Source organism: Actinocorallia longicatena (assembly GCF_039534125.1).
GTDB classification, from domain to species: Bacteria; Actinomycetota; Actinomycetes; order Streptosporangiales; family Streptosporangiaceae; genus Actinocorallia; species Actinocorallia longicatena.
The window spans coordinates 64,853-82,489 of record NZ_BAAAUV010000023.1 but is presented as its reverse complement, the minus strand read 5'-3'; the positions used below and the strand labels follow the sequence as shown (position 1 = coordinate 82,489).

Genomic DNA, 17,637 nt, shown 5'->3' with positions numbered 1-17,637 from the left:
GTTACCGGGGCGTTGTCACGATGATGACAAAACTCAGCGCTCTCCGACGATCAAGCGCGCCGCAGTACGCACCATCGCCATGACCTCCTCCTTCGGCCGGGCCAGCGCGGTGAGGCTGACGAGGGCCGCCAGCACCATGTGACCGATCACGCTCTCGACGTCCTCCATCGACACCCCGGAGACCGAACGGGTGGTCTCCTCGGGGTCGATGGCCGCGCCGAACTGCTGCCGGACGTAGCGGAACAGCTCGGTGCGGGCGTCCTCGACCCCCGAGTCCTGCGAGGTGGTCGCCTGGACCACCGCGGACGTGAGGTTGATGTTGGTGGAGGCCACCTCGACCAGCGCCTCCAGCAGCCCGCTGAGCCGCGCGGTCGGGCTCTTCCCCGGCACGTTCAGCTCGGTGAACACCCGCGCCCAGTCGGCCGCGACCTCGGTCAGCAGATGGTCCTTGGACGCGAAGTAGCGGTAGACGGTCGCCCTGGCCACCCCGGCCCTGTCCGCGACGTCGTGCATGGTCACGGCCGCGTACCCGCCTTCGGACGCCAGCTCGTGCGCGGACGCGATGAGCCGTGCGCGCCGCGCCTGCTGGTCCTTGGTCAGAGTCCGCGTCACAGTGATCCGAACATCGCCCGTCAAGGCAACCTCCTGATGGTTCGGGTCACATCCTCCCGCAACCGAAGGCCACCGGATGACCACGCGGCCCGCCCGTCGACGTTGGTCGGCCTATCGCTTGCTTGGTTGAGCCGAGTACGCTCGTGATCCTCTCCAGTGAAGGGAACGTGGCATGTCCGTATTGAAGGGGACATCGGCGCTGGTCACCGGCGGTGGCAGCGGGATCGGCCGGGCCTGCGCCGCCCGGCTGGCCGCCGACGGCGCGGAAGTGACCATCATCGGCCGCACCGAGTCACGGTTGCAGAACGTCGCGAAGGAAATCGGCTGCCGGTACTTCGCGGCCGACGTCACCGACGAGGAGCAGATCGCGGCGGCCGTCGCCTTCGCCGCCGAGGCCGCCCCGCTGCGGTCGGTCGTGGCCAGCGCCGGCGGCTCCACCTCGATCGGCCCGATCCGCGAGCTGGACGCCGCCGCCTGGCGCGAGACCCTCGAGCTCAACGCCACCGGCACGCTGCTGACCTTCAAGCACGCGGCCATCGCCATGACGTCCGGGGGAGGGACGTCCGGGGCAGGGACGTCCGGCGGGGGCACCGGCGGCGCGCTCGTCGCGATCTCCTCGATCGCCTCCAGCAACACCCACCGGTGGTTCGGCGCCTACGGGCCGTCCAAGGCGGCGGTCGACAACCTGGTCGCGCTCGCGGCCGACGAGCTGGGGCCGCACGGCGTCCGGGTCAACGGCATCCGGCCCGGCCTGGTCGCCACCGAGCTGGTCGCGGGCATCACCCAGGAGGGCCCGGTCCTGGAGGACTACCTGGCCTGCATGCCGATCTCCCGCGTGGGACGCCCGGAGGACATCGCCGACGCCGCCGCCTTCCTGGTCGGCCCCGGGTCCACCTGGATCACCGGCACCGTCCTCAACGTCGACGGCGGCCACCACCTCCGCCGTGGACCCGACTACTCCTCCCTGTTCGGGGAGATGTTCGGAGCCCTGTAAAGCCTCTGTCATAGGACTTTGCTCCACATTTGCCCAGGTAGAACGGGTTCCAAGCAAGGACTTACTGTTTGGCGGAAGTAAGTACTTGGGGGTAACTTGACACCGCTCGTCACCTCAGGTGACGAGCGTCACCCCTATCCCTCCTTGAGTTGGGAACCCCTTACATGTCCGACTCCCCCACGACCGGCAAGGTCTCCTGGAAGCGCTTCGCCGCCGTCATGGTGCCGTCCACCCTCGCGGTCGGCGCCCTGGTCTTCGGCACCGCCTCCGGCGCCATCGCGGCGACCTTCGCCGTCTCCGGCAACGCCTTCAAGGTGTCCGCCGACAAGATCGAGGCCGACGGCTTCACCCAGTACGGCAGCGCGGTGCAGAAGGGCGACGGCACCCTCGTGCCCGTCACCAACGCCGTGATCAACCAGGCCAAGATCACCAAGATGTGCCAGTCGGTGACCCAGGACTTCTTCGGCAAGAAGATCACCCTGCGGCTCGAGGCCGGCCCGAACGAGAGCAACAAGGTCGTCGCCGACCACCTCACCATGGGCATCGACAGCCTCAAGGCCGACGCCGTGTTCAGCGACATCAAGATCGGCATGGACGCCTCCAAGCTGGACGCCGCCAAGATCGGCGACGGCGGCAAGTGGGACGCCGCCCCCGTCGGCCAGGCCGGGGCCTTCGGCCAGCAGGCCACCTCCGCGGTCCTGACCAAGGTCCAGCAGAGCGCCTGGTCGACCACGGCGGGCACGTTCAACCTCAAGGGCCTGACCATGTCCTTCGGCGCGGAGTGCTACTAGGCATGAGCACCACCGAACCCACCGGGTTCCGTCGCTGGCGGCGGACGCGTCCCTTCTGGGGTGGCGCGTTCGCCGTCCTCGGCGGTCTCGAGCTGCTGTCCATCCCCCTGGCCCCGCTCGGGGTGACCATCCTCCAGGGCGCGATGCCGTGGCTGGCCGGCATCCTCCTGATCGTCTGCGGCCTTCTCTCGTGGGTGCAGCCCTCGCAGCGGATGTTCTTCGGCGTCATCACCGTCCTGGCCGCGCTGGGCTCGTTCGTGACGTCGAACCTCGGCGGGTTCCTGCTCGGCATGCTGCTCGGGCTGGTCGGCGGCGGGCTGATCGTCGCGTGGACGCCGGGACACGCCAAGGGGAAGAAGCAGCCCGCGGAGATCCTTCCCGGGCTCGTCGAGCGGCAGCTGGAGGCGTAGTGCGTGGGAAGCTCCTGGCGGCGGCCGTGGTTCCGGCCGTGCTCGGGACCGGGTTGTTCGCGACGGCGGCGGCCGGGGATCCGGCGCCCTCGCCCTCCGTCTCACCCTCGGTCTCGGTCTCGCCGGGCGCCGGCCCATCGGTGAGCCCCTCGCCCGCGGTGACGCCCGAGGCGCCGGAGCCCGAGGCCACCGGCCCCGCGCCGGACGCCACTCCGGCGCCGGAGGAGAGCGCGGCGCCGCCCGAAGAGGCGGAGAAGGCCTGTCCCGAGCTGCCCGAGGACACCTCGGGGCTGTCGAAGAAGGAGCTCATGGAGCTCCTTGAGGCGTGGGAGAAGAACGCCTGCGAGAGACCGGGCAAGAAGCTCAGGGCCGGACGCGGAGGCCTCGACGGCGCCACCTACACCGAGGACGTGACGCTCACCGCGAGCTCCCTCACCCAGACCGGGCTGTCCTACGAGGGCGTGGCCAAGCTTCCGACCCGGTCGGGCACGATCGACGTCCTCAAGTTCACGATGGACACCGCGACGCTCACCGACCTCGTGCAGAAGTCGGAGCACGGCACCCTCAAGGCCGACAAGATCGTCTTCAGGGACGGCGTCACCATGTACACGACCCACATGGTCGGCTGGGCGTTCGGGCTGCTGAAGATGGACCTCACCCCCGAGAACCCGCCCGTCCTGGTCCCGCCCGCCATCACCTTCACCGGCCACGGCGGCGTGGACGTCGAGCACACCGTGGTGACCGCCGGCTCCTCGACGATCACCGGCCTGCGCCAGAGTTAGCGGTTCTCCTCCAGCGCGCGCAGGCCGGCCGTGACGCTGCGGAGGGCCGAGCGGACCCGGCCCTGCCAGGCGGTGTCCCCGAGGAGCAGGACGGACTCGCCGCCGAGGAAGGCCAGGCCGACGAGGCCCGCGACGTCGGCGGGGCTGAAGACGCCGAGTGATCCGAACCGCTCCTCGGCCTCGCGGGCGACCTCCTCGAGGACGTCCATCCAGCCCTGGAGCATCGCCAGCACCTGCCGCGCCACCTCGGCGTCCGACCACCCGGCGGAGATCATCTCCTGGAGCACCCGGACGTACCCCGACGCGAGGTCGTCCTCCAGGAAGTCGCAGGCCTGCTCGTAGCGCTTCCACAGCGGGGTCCGCGCCGAGTACATCTCCCGCTGCCGCCCGACCAGCAGCCTGTTCTCGTAGTCGAGCAGCGCCAGGACCATGCCCTGCTTGCCCTGGAAGTGGTAGTGGATCTGACTCAGCGGCACCGAGGCGCGCTCGGCCACCTTGCGGGTGGACAGCTTCGCGTAGCCCTCGGCCAGCAGGCACGCCCTGGCTGCCTCCATGATGCGGTCGGCGGTCTGCATGGCCCCATCCTTTCCCGGGCCGCCGGGCCCTTGTCGGTCGGTCGACCGAATGTTACTTTGACCGCGATCGGTCGATCGACCGAACGAAGGGGAATCCTCTCATGTCGCGAAGGGCACTGGCATTCGGCTACGCGGGGGCCGCCTATCTGGCGTTCCTGGCCGTCATCCTCTACACGATCGGCTTCCTGGCCGGCGCCGTCGTTCCCAAGGGCGTCGACGACGGACCCGGCGGGCCCGCCTGGGCTGCGGTCCTCGTCGACCTCGTCCTGCTCGGGCTGTTCGCGGTGCAGCACAGCGTCATGGCGCGGCCGTGGTTCAAGCGCTGGTGGACCCGCCGGGTGCCCGCGCACCTGGAACGCAGCACCTACGTGCTGGCGGCCAGCCTGCTGATCGCGCTGCTGCTGTGGCAGTGGCGGCCGCTGACCTCGGAGGTCTGGTCGGTCGGGCCCGGCTGGGCGCGGGGCCTGCTGTGGACCGTCTACCTGTTCGGCTGGGCGTTCCTGGTGCTGAGCACCTACCTGATCGACCACTTCGAGCTGTTCGGGCTGCGCCAGGCCGCGGCCGGGGGGACGCCCGCCGAGCCCGCCTTCCGCCGGCCTCTCCTCTACCGGCTCATCCGGCATCCGATCATGACGGGGTTCCTGATCGCGTTCTGGGCCGCCCCCGACATGAGCGCCGGACGGCTGCTGTTCGCTCTGGCCTCCACCGGATACATCCTGATCGGCGTCCGGTTCGAGGAGCACGACCTGCGCGGCCAGCTCGGCGAGAGCTACGAGCGGTACTCCGCCGAGGTACCGCGGTTCGTGCCGCTTCCGGGCCGGGCGGCGAAGGCGGAGGGGGCGGCCGATGCGCGCCAGGTCGGCTGACGGCGAGGGCTTCGTCGAGCGGGACGGCGTCCGGATCCACTACGAGGTGTACGGGGACGGTGAGCCGGCCGTCCTGCTGATGCCGACCTGGACGGTCGTCCACAAGCGCTTCTGGAAGGCGCAGATCCCCTACCTCGCCCGTCACCACCGGGTGATCGTGTACGACGGGCCCGGCAACGGGGAGTCCGGCCGACCGCTCGACCCGGCCGCGTACACGCCCGAGGCCCAGGTCGGGTACGCGACCGCCGTCCTGGACGCCGCGGGCGCCGGCCGGGCCGTGCTGGTGGCGCTCTCCAAGGCGGCGAACTGGGCGCTCTGCCTCGCCGCCGACCATCCCGAGCGGGTGCTCGGCACCGTCCTGATCGGCCCGACGGTGTCGCTGAGCGGCCCGTCGACCGCCCGGGGGACACGGCTGAGCCTCGACGGTCCCGCGCCGGTCCTGGAGCCGTCGCGCGTCCCGGATCTCGCCGCCGACCCGCCCGGGCACTGGGCCAAGTACAACCGGGCCTACTGGCGGGAGGGGTATGAGGACTTCCTCTGGTTCTTCTTCGGGCAGTGCTTCCCCGAGCCGCACTCGACGAAGCAGATCGAGGACGCGGTGGCCTGGGGCCTGGAGACCACCGGCGAGGTCCTGGTGGCCGACAGCCACGGCGGGATGCCGCCCCAGGCGGACGTCCTCGCCTGGTGCGGCCGGATCGCCTCTCCCCTGCTGCTCCTGCACGGCGACGACGACCGGATCAGCTCCCACCACCGCAGCGAGCGGCTGCGCGAGGAGACCGGCGCCGAGCTCGTCACGCTGGCCGGAGCCGGGCACATCCCCCTCGCCCGCGACCCGGTGAAGGTGAACCTGCTCCTGCACGACTTCATCACCCGGCTGAGCCCCCCGCGCGAGCACCGCACCCTGCGGCGCTGGGACCACCGGCCCCGGCGCGTCCTCTACCTCTGCTCGCCGATCGGCCTCGGCCACGCCAGGCGCGACATCGCCATCGCCGGTGAGCTCCGCAAGCAGCGGCCGGGCGTCGAGATCGACTGGCTCACCCAGCATCCCGTGACGCGCCTGCTCGAACGGGCCGGGGAGCGGATCCACCCGGCCTGCTCCTGGCTGGTCGCCGAGTCCGCCCACATCGAGGCCGAGGCGGGCGAGCACGACCTGCACTGCTTCGAGGCGCTGCGCCGGATGGACGAGATCCTCGTGGCCAACTTCATGGTCTTCCACGACGTGGTCCGCGACGGGGACTACGACCTGGTCGTCGCCGACGAGGCCTGGGACGTCGACCACTTCCTGCACGAGAACCCGCGGCTGAAGACCTTCGCCTACGCCTGGCTCACCGACTTCGTCGGCCTGCTGCCCATGCCCGGCGACGGCCCCCGGCGGCGGCTGGTGACGGCCGACTACAACGAGGAGATGATCCGGCACGTGGCCCGCCATCCGCGGGTGCGCGACCGGGCCCTGTTCGTCGGCGACCCCGAGGACGTCGTCACCGACCGGTTCGGGCCCGAGCTTCCCTTCATCCGCGAGTGGACCCGGGCGAACTACGACTTCACCGGCTATGTCACCGGGTTCGACCAGGCGTCGCTCCCCAGCCGGGCCGCACTGCGCGAGGAACTCGGCTACGGCCCCGGCGAACGGGTCTGTGTCGTGACCGCCGGCGGATCGGGCGTGGGACGGCATCTGCTGCAGACCGTCGTCGACGCCTACCCGGAGGCCGCCCGGCGGGTGCCGGGCCTGCGGATGATCGTGGTGACCGGCCCGCGCGTCGATCCCGGCGATCTGCACCGCACCGAAGGGGTGGAGCTGCGGTCCTTCGTCCCCGACCTGCCGCGGCATCTGGCCGCCGCCGACCTCGCGGTCGTCCAGGGCGGCCTGACCACCTGCATGGAGCTGACCGCGGCGGGACGCCCCTTCCTCTACGTCCCGCTGCGCAACCACTTCGAGCAGCAGTTCCACGTCGCCCACCGGCTCCACCGGCACGGCGCGGGCCGCCGCCTCGACTACGCCGGCCTGACCGCCCCCGCCCTCGCCGAGGCCATCTCCACCGAGATCGGCCGCGACGTCACCTATCTGCCCGTCCCCGCCGACGGCGCCACCCGCGCCGCCGCCCTGCTGGCGGAGCTTCTCTGAGCCCGGCTTCTCCAGGCCTGACTTCTATGCCTGACCGGAGACGATGTAGACGACGAGGGCCAGGGCCACGACCGCGATGACGATCGACAGGACGATGATGATCGTCGTCCTGTTGCCCTTGTCCGGGGGCTGGTAGGGGGCCGGGGTGGAGTAGCCGCCGAACGGTGAGGAGGGCTGCTGGAAGGAGGCCGCCTGGTCGTCGCGCCAGGCCAGGTGGTGGCCCGCCTGCGGCTCCAGGATCGTGCGGGCCTCCGGCTCGACCTCGGGACGCCGGTGCGGGGGCTGGTGCTGCGGTCCCTGGTTCTGGGGGCGCTGCGCCTGCGGGATCTGCATGGACGCCTGGCCGAGCTGGGCCGGGTCCAGGATCGTCTCCATCGCCCCGGCCACCGGCGGACGCTCGGAGGGCCGGTCGAGGATCGTCTCGTCGAACTGGGTGGCCTGGGAGAGCGGAATCGGGTTCGGCCGCGACGCCGAGACGTCCTGGAGCAGCGGAAGCGCCTGCTCCGACGTCATCCGGGCGGCGGGCTCACGGACCAGCAGCCCCTCGAGCACGCGGGTGAGCTGACCCGCCTGCCGCGGCCGCGGCACCGGCTCCGACAGCGCCGCCGACAGGGCGGCCATCGCGTCGGCGCGCTCGAACGGCGCGTGGCCCTCCACCGCGGCGAACAGGGTCGCGCCGAGCGACCACAGGTCGGACGCCGGGACGGCCCGCTCCCCCTGGACGCGCTCCGGCGGGATGTAGGCGGGCGAGCCCATGACCAGGCCCGTCTGGGTGAGGGTGACGTCGCCCTCCATCTGGGCGATGCCGAAGTCGGTGAGCACGACCCGGCCGGAGTTCTTCGTGATCAGGATGTTCGACGGCTTCACGTCGCGGTGCAGGATGCCCCGCTCATGAGCGGCCTTCAGCGCGGAGATGACATGCCGGCCGATCTCGGCGGCCCGCCACGGCTCGATGATCCGCTCGATGTCGAGGATGTCCTGGAGGGAGTCGGCGTCGACGAACTCCATGACGATCCACGGCCGGCCGTCCTCCTCCACGACGTCGTGGACGGTCACCACGTTCGGGTGGTTCAGGCGCGCCGACGCCCGCGCCTCGCGCAGGGTGCGCTGCTTGAGCACGTCCTTCTCGTGACCGCTCAGCCCGGGGCCGAAGGTCACCTCCTTGACCGCGACCTCGCGATCGAGCATGACGTCCTTGGCCCGCCACACGACGCCCATGCCGCCGCGACCACGTACCGTGACCAGTTGGTAACGATTGCCCAGCAATCGTCCCGAGTCCTGACCCATCTGCTCGTGCTCCCCCGACCGTCTTTGGAGAACTTCTCAGAGGTGCGGACCCCCGTCCCCTGACCTCTGATTGGTCTTACCTGGGACGCGTGAGCCCCCCAGAAGGTTCAATCGTGCCTCACGGCTTGAACGACCTGAGAATATTGTCCACTGTTGTCTCCATGTCGGTCCAGTTCTCCGACGGGATGGCCGCGAACACGGCGATACCGGACGGCGTCCGGACGCGCAGAACCCGCCCGCGGCGCGGCGAGTTCGTGGTTCCGTTGTTGAAAGTGAAATCCACCACAGCGGCCTTGTAGCCGCCCACCTGCTCGTTCCGCAGGGGCGCGAGCAGCTTGAAGTCCGGCAGCGCGACGCCCGCGGGCAGCTCCACCGACATCCAGTACTCCAGCGCCTCGCGAGGTGTGCCCTTCCAAGGGGTCTTGTCCACCTGCACGTAGGCGTCCGTCGCGGGATCGTCCCAGGTGATCGCGGGGCGCTTGGCCCACGGGACCCTCTTCCAGCCCTTCGGGACGTCGATGGAGTAGCCGTCCTCCTCGTAGGTCACGAGCCCGTTGTCGACGGGCGTCACGACCGTCGTGGGCGTGCTCTTCGGCCCGCCGTTCTTCGTGTCGCCCTGGTTGAGGACGACGAAGAGGGCGATGAGGACGGCGGCGACGCCGAGTACCGCTCCGATGATCACCGACAGGCCGGTACCGCGCTTCTTCGGGGCGGGCGGAAGGCCCTGGTCGAGGTTCTGGATCCACTGCTCGTCGGCGGAGGGCGGAGGCGGCACCGCGGCGCTCGCCGCGGGCGGGATCTGGACGCGCGGAGCGGCCGGGAGGGTCGGGGACTCGTCGCGGTGGACGGCGGCCGGGCGGAAGAGGTTGTCGTAGGTGGTGCCGGTGCGGACGGAGTCCAGGGCCACCGGGGCACGGACGGCCGCCGTGGGGGCCGGCTCGGGGACGCGCGTCCGGTCGAAGGAGGTCAGCTCGGCGCGGGCGCGCTTCGGGGCCTCGGCGTGGTGCAGGAGTTCGGCGGCGGCGGCCGCGTCGAGGCGCTCGGCGGGCTCCTTGGCCAGGAGGCCGATGATCACCGGGGCGAGGGCCTCGGCGCGGGCGAACGGCGGGATCGGCTCCATCATGACGGCGGCCAGGGTCGACAGGACCTCGGGACGCTCGAACGGCGGCTTCCCCTCGACGGCGGCGAACAGGAGCGAGCCGAGCGCCCACAGGTCGGCGGGCGGGCCCGGCTTGATGCCCTGGGCGCGTTCCGGCGCGATGTAGGCGGGCGAGCCCATGACGATGCCCGTCTGGGTGAGCGAGGCGTCGCCCTCCACCTGGGCGATGCCGAAGTCGGTGAGGATCGCCCGGTCCTCGGTGAGCATGACGTTGGCGGGCTTGACGTCCCGGTGCAGGATCCCGGCCTGGTGGGCGGCGCGGAGCGCGCCGAGGATCTGGCGGCCGATGTCGGCGACCCTCTCCTCGGGCAGCGGACCGCTCTCGTCCAGGACCTCCTGGAGGGACCTGGCGTCGACGAACTCCATGACGATCCACGGGACGCCGTCCTCCTCCACGACGTCGTGGACGGTGACGATCCCCGGATGGCTCAGCCGGGCCGCGGCCCTGGCCTCGCGCAGCATCCGCTGGTGCAGGACGTCGCGCGCGGCGTCGTCGAGACCGCGGGGGGTGAGCACCTCCTTGACCGCGACGACGCGGCCGAGGACCTCGTCGCGGGCGCGCCAAACGGTGCCCATGCCGCCACGGCCGAGCACCCCGTCGAGCCGGTAGCGGCCGCCGAGCAGCCGCTCCTCCCCCTGTGTCATGGGCGGACCCTATCGAGTTTTGTTCACGATTCCGTAAAGGCCCGTACCCGCCGCGAACGCGTCAGGACTTGCCCTTGAAGCTCTCGAACACCGGCCGCATCCGCTCCAGGGTCTTCGTCCACTCACTGTCGGGCGCCCGCAACAAGATCGCGTAACCCATGCCGTTCAGGAGGAATCCCCGGTTGAGCGTGTGCATGCGCACGCCGTTCACCACTGAGATGAACTCCCAGTCCGCTGAGTTCGCACCGTTCTTGCCGAGAACCGGCGGCTGGTCCGGAGTGGCGACGATCGCGACCTTCTCGTAACCCGGAATGGCGTTGCCCGCGGCCTGCTGCTCCCAGTCGGCGATCGCGCTCTCGCCCGGATCGTCGGTCTGCCCGATCTGGATCATGGTGCGCTGGTCGTCCGGCGAGTAGAAGTAGTGGTTCTCGGCGTTCCTGCGCTCGGGCCCGGTGAAGTCCGACGGCACCTGGAGGGAGTAGCCCGTCGGGTCCTTGTACTCGCGGAACCCGGCGGGGACCGCACCGGACGCCGGGGTGCTCGGGGTCGCCGAGGGCGACTTGGACGGCGGCGCGCTGCTCTTGGAGGCACTGGCGGACGGCGAGGACGACGGCTTGCCGCTCTCCGGCTTCTGGGAGGTCCCGGTCGTGGGCTTCGCCCCGTCCTCCGGCTCGCCGTCGCGGGTCTGCATCCAGAAGATCCCGCCGACGACCAGCGCCGTGACCAGGACGATCGCCGCGACGATCGCGAGCGTCGGGCCGCCGCCGCGTGCCCGGGAGGCCACCGTGGCCGCGCCCAGCCGCACGGCCCCGTCCCGCGGGCTCGCGGGCGGCGGGACCACGGGCGGCGCGGGCTGCTCGAAGACGACCGGCTCCGGCCGCGGGACGGGCCTGGTCGCCGCGCCGCCCTTGCCGTTGGCGATCTCGTCGAGCAGCACCCCGGCCTCGTGGACGGTCATCCGCTCGTCGGGCTCCTTGCGCAGCAGCCCCGCGATGACCTTGTTCAGCGGCCCGGCCTGCTCGGAGACCCTGGGCTCCTCGGAGATGATCGCCAGCAGCGACGCCATCGGCTCCGACCGCTCGTAGGGCGAGCGCCCCTCGCACATGGCGTAGAGGGTGATCCCGAGCGACCAGAGGTCGGAGGAGGGCCCCGCGATCCGCCCGCGCGCCCGCTCCGGGGCGATGTAGGCGGGCGAGCCCATGACGAGGCCGGTGGCGGTCAGGGTGGCGTCGCCGGTCGCGTGGGCGATGCCGAAGTCGGTGAGGACGGCGCGGTCCCCCTCGGCGAGCAGCACGTTCGACGGCTTGACGTCGCGGTGCAGCACACCGGCCTCGTGCGCGGCGTGCAGCGCCGACAGCATCTGGGCGCCGATCCGCGCGGCGCGCCTGGCCGTGAGGGTGCCGCCGTCCTTGATGACCTTGTCGAGCGACGGCGCCTTGATCAGTTCCATCACGATCCACGGCCGGTCGTCCTCCTCGACGACGTCGTAGACGGTGACCACGCCGGGGTGGGCCAGCCGGGCGGCCGTCCTGGCCTCCCGGAAGGTGCGGCGGTGCTGGAGGTCGCGTTCCTCGTCGCTCAGCCCGAACGGGAGGATGACCTCCTTGACGGCCACGTCCCGGCCGAGCACCTCGTCGAAGGCCTGCCATACAGTGCCCATCCCGCCCCGTCCGACCTGCGCGTCGAGCCTGTAGCGGCGCGCGAGGAGGCGGTGGTGGGTCTCGTTCGGCATAGAAGTGACCATATCCATAGTCGAAGGGGCATATCGGTAGCCGCGCCAGGGCTGATGCCCTCTCTGCGGCGTTAGATGCGAACCACCGGACCGAAGTTCCGAGGGCAGGCGATGGAAATGTGGGTATGGATCATGACGGGGGGATCATGGGAAGCCTATGGGTGCGGCTGACAAAACCCGTGCCAACGGTCGTTTTCTGGTACGTCCGGCTTTCGGGCATCGTCTCGATCGTCGCGTGGTTGTCGTCGAGCCTCATCGAGGAGCTCGCCGGCATCTGGGCGCTGCGCTGGCTGACGGTGCTCGGGTGGGCGCCCAGCCTCGCCTACGGGCTCCTGCTGATCCTGCTCTCCTACGGTATCCGCCGCAGGAAGCGGTCCGCGTGGCGGATCGTCACCGTCGTCTTCGGCCTGTTCTTCCTGGTGGCCGTGCTCACGGCCGTCAGCCCCACCGACGGCGGGCTCGTCTGGAGTCTCGTCGCGGTCTGCTTCGGGCTCGTGTTCGCCGGCCTGATCGCCTGCCGCGGGCGGTTCAACACCCTGCCCGACCGGGCCAACCGGCGGCTCGCGCTGCGGGTCTTCGTCTTCTTCCTGCTGTTCACCCTGGTCGTGGGAACCCTCCTGGTCGGGATCACCGACCAGGACGCCGCGGGCGCCGCCTGGACCTACACCGCCTACGCCTTCTTCCAGTCGGCCCTCGGCGCCGCCGTCACCGGCGACCCGATCAACGTGCACGTGCCCGGCTGGGTCGACCTCGTCCTCGACTTCCTCGGCGGCGGCCTGTTCATCCTGACCGTCTGGGCCCTGTTCCGGCCCGGCCGCGGCGACGCCGTCCTGCGCGCCGAGGAGGAGCTGCCCGCCCGCGCCCTGCTCGCCGAGTACGGCGAGCAGGACTCCCTCGGCTACTTCGCGCTCCGCCGCGACAAGGACGTCCTCGTCGGGCCGTCCGGCCGGGCCGCGATCTCCTACCGGGTCGAGGGCACCGTCTGCCTGGCCAGCGGCGACCCGCTCGGCGACCCGAACGCCTGGGACGGCGCGATCGGGGGCTGGCTGGAGATGTGCCGGGCCCACGCCTGGATCCCCGGCGTGATGAGCGCCGGTTCCAGGGCCGCCCAGGCCTACGCCCGGCACGGCATGGACGCCCTGGAACTCGGCGACGAGGCCATCCTGGAGACCGCCGACTTCAACCTCGACGGCCGCGAGATGCGCCAGGTCAGGCAGGCCGTCCGGCGGGTGCAGCGGGCCGGGTACTCCGTCCGGATCCGGCGGCACGGCCAGATCCCCGCGGCCGAGATGGCCCAGGTCATCGAGGACGCCGAACGCTGGCGCGAGGGGGCCGCGGAACGCGGTTTCTCGATGGCGCTCGGCAGGCTCGGCGACCCCGCCGACGGCCGGTGCGTCATGGTCGAGGCCTTCGACCGCGACGGGACCCGCCGCGGGATGCTCAGCTTCGTCCCGTGGGGCCGCAACGGCCTGTCGCTCGACCTCATGCGCCGCGACCGGGCCGCCGAGAACGGCCTCAACGAGTACATGGTGGCGATGCTGGCCACCAACGCCGGGACGGTCGGCGTCTCCCGGATCTCGCTGAACTTCGCCGTGCTGCGGTCGGTGTTCGAACGCGGCACCCAGATCGGCGCGGGCCCCCTGCTCCGGCTCGGGTACGGGCTCATGTCGTTCGCCTCCCGTTTCTGGCAGCTCGAGTCGCTCTACCTGGCCAACGCCAAGTACCACCCCGACTGGCTGCCCCGGTTCATCTGCTTCCACAACTCGCGCGACGCCGTCCGGATCGGGCTGGCCGCCGCGAAGGCCGAGGGGTTCCTGCCGACCCTCCGCAAGCCCCCGCTGGCCGCCGCGACCGCCACCCCCGCCCTCCTCGCCCAGATCGCCCTGGTCGAGGAGTCGGCCGAGGCCGCCAGGACGCCGCAGCGGCGGCTGTCGGAGCAGGAGCGGGTCAGGCACGCCAAGCTCGACCGCCTCCGCGCCGCCGGGATCGACCCCTACCCGCTCGGCTACGACCGCACCGACTACGCCGCCGGGCTCCGGGAGCGGTACGGCTCGCTGGCCCCCGACTCCCTCACCGGCGTCACCGCCGCCGTCGCCGGACGGGTGGTGTCCTCCCGCGAGCACGGCCGGCTCTGCTTCGCCACCCTGCGGGACGAGACCGGCGACCTCCAGATCATGCTCACCTCCGAGCTGCCCGACCTGCCCCGGTGGAAGACGCTCATCGACCTCGGCGACCAGGTCGGCGTCACCGGCGAGGTCATGACGACCCGGTCGGGCGAGCTGACCGTCCGGGCGGCGTCCTGGGCGCTGACGGCCAAGTGCCTGCACCCGCTGCCCGCCCCCGGCGGCCTCGGCGAGGAGACCCGGGTCAGGCAGCGGTACGTCGACCTGATCGTCAACGACGAGGCCAGGAGGATGGTGCGGACCCGCGGGACGGCCGTCGCGGCCGTCAGGGACGCCCTGCGCGCCGGCGGCTTCCTCGAGGTCGAGACGCCGATGCTCCAGCCCGTCCACGGCGGGGCGACGGCCCGGCCGTTCACCACCCGGATGAACGCCTACAACCTCGACCTCTACCTGCGGATCGCGCCCGAGCTCTACCTGAAGCGGCTGCTGGTCGGCGGCGTCGGCAAGGTCTTCGAGCTGAACCGCAACTTCCGCAACGAGGGCGTCTCGCCGCGGCACAACCCCGAGTTCACGATGCTGGAGGCCTACGAGCCCTACGGCACCTACGACACGATGGCGGCGCTCACCCGGCGGCTCGTCGTGGCCGCCGCCACCGAGGCCCTCGGCACGACGGTGATCGACCGTCCGGGGATGGCGTTCGACCTGGCCACGGACTGGTCGGAGATCACCGTCTACGGCTCGGTCTCGGCGGCGCTCGGCGTGGAGATCACCCCGGGCACGCCGCTGGCCGACGTCCGCGAGCACGCGACCGGGGTGAACCTCGAGTTCGACTCCGCCTGGGGCCAGGGCAGGCTCGTCCAGGAGCTGTACGAGCTGCTGGTGGAGCACACCCTGATCGCGCCGACGTTCGTCCGGGACTTCCCCGCCGAGACCTCGCCGCTGACCCGCCCGCACCGCGACGACCCGCGGCTGGCCGAGAAGTGGGACCTGATCGTGGGCGGCATCGAGCTCGGCACCGCCTACTCCGAGCTGATCGACCCCGTCCTCCAGCGCCGCCGCCTCACCGAGCAGTCCCTGCTGGCGGCGGGCGGCGACCCCGAGGCCATGGAGATCGACGAGGACTTCCTGCGGGCGCTGGAGTACGCCATGCCCCCCGCGGGCGGCATGGGCATGGGCATCGACCGGCTGCTCATCACCCTCACGGGCAAGAGCATCCGCGAGACGATCCCCTTCCCGCTGGTCCGTCCCACCTGAGCGCGGGAGGGTCAGGGCTTGCGGGCCACCCAGAGCGCCCAGGCGATCAGCGGGATCTGGAGCGGCAGGCGGGCACGGGCGGCGGCCCGCATCGGCCCCGGCTTGTCCTTCCAGTCCCGGGCCATCTTGACGTTCGCGGGGAACACCGCGGCGAACAGGCCCGCCGCGCCGAGGGCGCCCAGCCGCCGGGTCGACGGGTTGAGGACCGCCGCCCCGAGGGCGAGCTCGGCGATCCCGCTCAGATGCGTCCAGCTGCGGGCCGTCCCCGGGAGCGACTCGGGGATGATCGCGTCGAACGGCTTCGGCGCGGCGAAGTGAAGAATCCCCATGCCGGCGAGCAGAGTCCCGAGACGTCGGGTGGAAGCGTCCATGGAGGCGACCCTAGGGTCGGCCGGGCCACCGGGCAATGTTGCCCTCGCAACAATGATCGCCGGTGTTTCAGCGGGTGAAGTAGCGCTCGGGGTTGGTGACGAGCATCTGGTCGACGTCCTTGGCGGAGACCCCGGCGTCCCGGAGGGCGGGCACGACGTCGGCGAGGACGTGCTCGTAGTGCCAGTTGGGCAGCAGGGCCGGGCGCAGGGTGTCGTAGTCGGGGCCGAACCAGTCGAGGAAGCAGGCGGCGTCCTGGCTGAGGACCATGCGGTCGGCGTAGCCGCGGGCGGCCAGGGCCGCGACCGTCTCGACCCGGGCGGGGGTGTCGCGGGTGGCGTCGACGCCGAAGCGGTCCATGCCGAGGATCGCGCCGGTGTCGGCGAGCTCCATCAGATGGTCGAGGTCGCCCGAGTCGCCGCTGTGGCCCAGGACGACCTTGGTCAGGTCCACGCCCTCCGACCGGAACAGGTCGAGGGCCCAGCGGCCCGTGTGCGCGGCGGGATGGGTGTGGACGGTGATCGGGGCGCCCGTCTCGCGGTGGGCGTACGCGACGGCCTTCGCCGTCCGCTCGACGCCCGGGGCGACCCGGCCGTCCGCGCCCGGCGGGTGCTCGACCGCGCACTTGAGGAAGGCGGCCTTCACCCCCGTGTCGGCGATGCCGACCGTGAGATCCCGGACGAACTCCAGGGCCAGCGGGTCGGGCCCGCCGTCGTCGAGGAGGCCGCCGGGGGCGCGCAGGAAGAACGGGGTCGGGGCGCCGTCGTAGTCGTAGTAGCCCGTCGCCACGACGATGTTCAGCTCGGGGACCTCGGCGTTGATCCGCTGGATTCTGGGCAGGTAACGGCCGAGGCCCCAGACCGTCGGATCCACGAACGTCCGCACACCCTGGGCGGCGACCGAGCGGAGCCGGGTGATCGCGTCGGTGATCCGGAACTCCTCGTCCCACCAGGAGCCGTTCCCGTAGTTCTGGATGTGCTCGGTCGAGACGGCGAAGACGTGCTCGTGCATCAGGGTGACACCCAGCGCGGCCGCGTCGATGGGCCCGCGCACACTCTCTACAGTGGCCATGGGGGCAAAGTAACCCATGAGTCAGTTAGCGGATAGAGTTCCCCCGAATCGGATTCTGGGAGGCGTTCGTGGAGACTGGACTCGCTGGAAAGACCGCTCTGATCACCGGAGCCTCGCGCGGCATCGGCAAGGCCATCGCCTTCGCCCTCGCCGCCGAGGGCGCCAACGTGGTGCTGTCCTCGCGCAGGCAGGAGAGCCTCGACGAGGTCGCCGCCGAGCTGCTGGCAGCGCACCCGGGCGCGAGGGTACTGGCCAAGGCCGCCCACGTCGGCGACGCCGACCAGGCCGCCGCCTGCGTCGACGCGGCCGTCGCCGAGTTCGGGCGGCTCGACGTGCTCGTGAACAACGCCGGGACGAGCCCCCACTACGGGCCGCTGGTCGACATCGACGCCCGTGCCGCGGAGAAGACCGTCCAGGTCAACCAGTTCGCGGTCGTGCAGTGGACCCAGCTCGCCTGGCGGGCCTCGATGGCCGAGCACGGCGGCTCCGTGGTCAACATCGCCTCGGTCGGCGGCCTCGTCACCGAGCACGGCATCGGCTACTACAACGCCACCAAGGCGGCCGTCATCCACATCACCCGGCAGTTCGCGATGGAGCTCGCGCCGAAGGTGCGGGTCAACGCCATCGCCCCCGGGCTGGTGAAGACGCAGCTCGCCCGCGCGCTGTGGGCCGAGAACGAGGAGGCCATCAGCAAGGACCTCCCCCTCGGCCGCCTCGGGGTGCCCGAGGACATCGCCAACGCCGCGACGTTCCTCGCCGGTGACGCCGCGAGCTGGATGACGGGGCAGACCATGGTCGTCGACGGCGGATCGATCATCCGACCGGCAATCGCTTAGGAGCCTGCG

General features: G+C 71.4%; 15 protein-coding genes. 8 read left to right on the top strand and 7 right to left on the bottom strand.

Translation table 11 applies throughout. The features are described from left to right. Positions 1 to 33: 33 nt before the first annotated feature. Positions 34 to 612 carry a TetR/AcrR family transcriptional regulator gene (locus ABD785_RS32115; RefSeq protein WP_344835784.1) on the bottom strand — a complete coding sequence of 193 codons (579 nt, stop codon included), beginning with the start codon at positions 610 to 612 and terminating at the stop codon, positions 34 to 36. Positions 613 to 784: 172 nt separating this feature from the next. On the opposite strand from ABD785_RS32115, the gene ABD785_RS32110 reads away from it, so the two are divergent. The 4 genes from ABD785_RS32110 (at position 785) to ABD785_RS32095 (ending at position 3,589) form a co-directional block, all read left to right on the top strand. After that, positions 785 to 1,606 carry an SDR family oxidoreductase gene (locus tag ABD785_RS32110; protein ID WP_344835783.1) on the top strand — a complete coding sequence of 274 codons (822 nt, stop codon included), beginning with the start codon at positions 785 to 787 and terminating at the stop codon, positions 1,604 to 1,606. 164 nt (positions 1,607 to 1,770) lie between these two features. Continuing rightward, positions 1,771 to 2,397, top strand: a complete 627-nt coding sequence (locus ABD785_RS32105) for a DUF6230 family protein (RefSeq protein ID WP_344835782.1) — start codon at positions 1,771 to 1,773, stop codon at positions 2,395 to 2,397. A gap of 2 nt (positions 2,398 to 2,399) precedes the next feature. Beyond that, entirely contained in the window at positions 2,400 to 2,807 is a 408-nt protein-coding gene (locus tag ABD785_RS32100) for a DUF6114 domain-containing protein (protein WP_344835780.1), read from the top strand. Continuing rightward, positions 2,807 to 3,589, top strand: a complete 783-nt coding sequence (locus ABD785_RS32095; protein WP_344835779.1) for a hypothetical protein — start codon at positions 2,807 to 2,809, stop codon at positions 3,587 to 3,589. Before ABD785_RS32100 ends, ABD785_RS32095 begins: the two co-directional genes overlap by 1 nt. On the opposite strand, the gene ABD785_RS32090 is transcribed toward ABD785_RS32095, so the two are convergent. Beyond that, positions 3,586 to 4,164 (bottom strand): TetR/AcrR family transcriptional regulator, encoded by a 579-nt coding sequence (locus ABD785_RS32090; RefSeq protein ID WP_344835777.1) that lies wholly within the window; start codon positions 4,162 to 4,164, stop codon positions 3,586 to 3,588. The genes ABD785_RS32095 and ABD785_RS32090 overlap by 4 nt on opposite strands. A 101-nt stretch (positions 4,165 to 4,265) precedes the next feature. On the opposite strand from ABD785_RS32090, the gene mddA reads away from it, so the two are divergent. Next, entirely contained in the window at positions 4,266 to 5,030 is a 765-nt protein-coding gene (gene mddA / locus ABD785_RS32085) for a methanethiol S-methyltransferase (RefSeq protein WP_344835775.1), read from the top strand. Beyond that, on the top strand, positions 5,011 to 7,152 hold the full coding sequence (locus ABD785_RS32080) for an alpha/beta hydrolase (protein WP_344835773.1): 2,142 nt from the start codon (positions 5,011 to 5,013) through the stop codon (positions 7,150 to 7,152). Before mddA ends, ABD785_RS32080 begins: the two co-directional genes overlap by 20 nt. A 24-nt stretch (positions 7,153 to 7,176) precedes the next feature. On the opposite strand, the gene ABD785_RS32075 is transcribed toward ABD785_RS32080, so the two are convergent. The 3 genes from ABD785_RS32075 to ABD785_RS32065 all read right to left on the bottom strand — a co-directional run bounded on the left by ABD785_RS32075 (position 7,177) and on the right by ABD785_RS32065 (position 11,975). After that, positions 7,177 to 8,370, bottom strand: a complete 1,194-nt coding sequence (locus ABD785_RS32075) for a serine/threonine-protein kinase (RefSeq protein WP_425547847.1) — start codon at positions 8,368 to 8,370, stop codon at positions 7,177 to 7,179. A 187-nt stretch (positions 8,371 to 8,557) separates the two neighbouring features. Then, positions 8,558 to 10,243 (bottom strand): serine/threonine-protein kinase, encoded by a 1,686-nt coding sequence (locus ABD785_RS32070; RefSeq protein WP_344835769.1) that lies wholly within the window; start codon positions 10,241 to 10,243, stop codon positions 8,558 to 8,560. Positions 10,244 to 10,304: 61 nt separating this feature from the next. Then, positions 10,305 to 11,975, bottom strand: a complete 1,671-nt coding sequence (locus tag ABD785_RS32065; protein ID WP_344835767.1) for a serine/threonine-protein kinase — start codon at positions 11,973 to 11,975, stop codon at positions 10,305 to 10,307. Positions 11,976 to 12,121: 146 nt separating this feature from the next. On the opposite strand from ABD785_RS32065, the gene lysX reads away from it, so the two are divergent. Next, positions 12,122 to 15,352, top strand: a complete 3,231-nt coding sequence (gene lysX, locus ABD785_RS32060; RefSeq protein WP_425547846.1) for a bifunctional lysylphosphatidylglycerol synthetase/lysine--tRNA ligase LysX — start codon at positions 12,122 to 12,124, stop codon at positions 15,350 to 15,352. Positions 15,353 to 15,363: 11 nt separating this feature from the next. On the opposite strand, the gene ABD785_RS32055 is transcribed toward lysX, so the two are convergent. Both ABD785_RS32055 and ABD785_RS32050 read right to left on the bottom strand, forming a co-directional pair. Beyond that, positions 15,364 to 15,723, bottom strand: coding sequence for a DoxX family protein (locus ABD785_RS32055; protein WP_344835763.1), 360 nt, complete (start codon positions 15,721 to 15,723; stop codon positions 15,364 to 15,366). A gap of 67 nt (positions 15,724 to 15,790) precedes the next feature. After that, complete coding sequence (locus tag ABD785_RS32050; protein WP_344835761.1) at positions 15,791 to 16,792, bottom strand: phosphotriesterase family protein; 1,002 nt, start codon at positions 16,790 to 16,792, stop codon at positions 15,791 to 15,793. Between the two features lie 68 nt (positions 16,793 to 16,860). Here ABD785_RS32050 and ABD785_RS32045 point away from each other — a divergent pair, with 68 nt between their 5' ends. Continuing rightward, positions 16,861 to 17,628 (top strand): SDR family oxidoreductase, encoded by a 768-nt coding sequence (locus tag ABD785_RS32045; protein ID WP_344835759.1) that lies wholly within the window; start codon positions 16,861 to 16,863, stop codon positions 17,626 to 17,628. Positions 17,629 to 17,637: the final 9 nt, after the last annotated feature.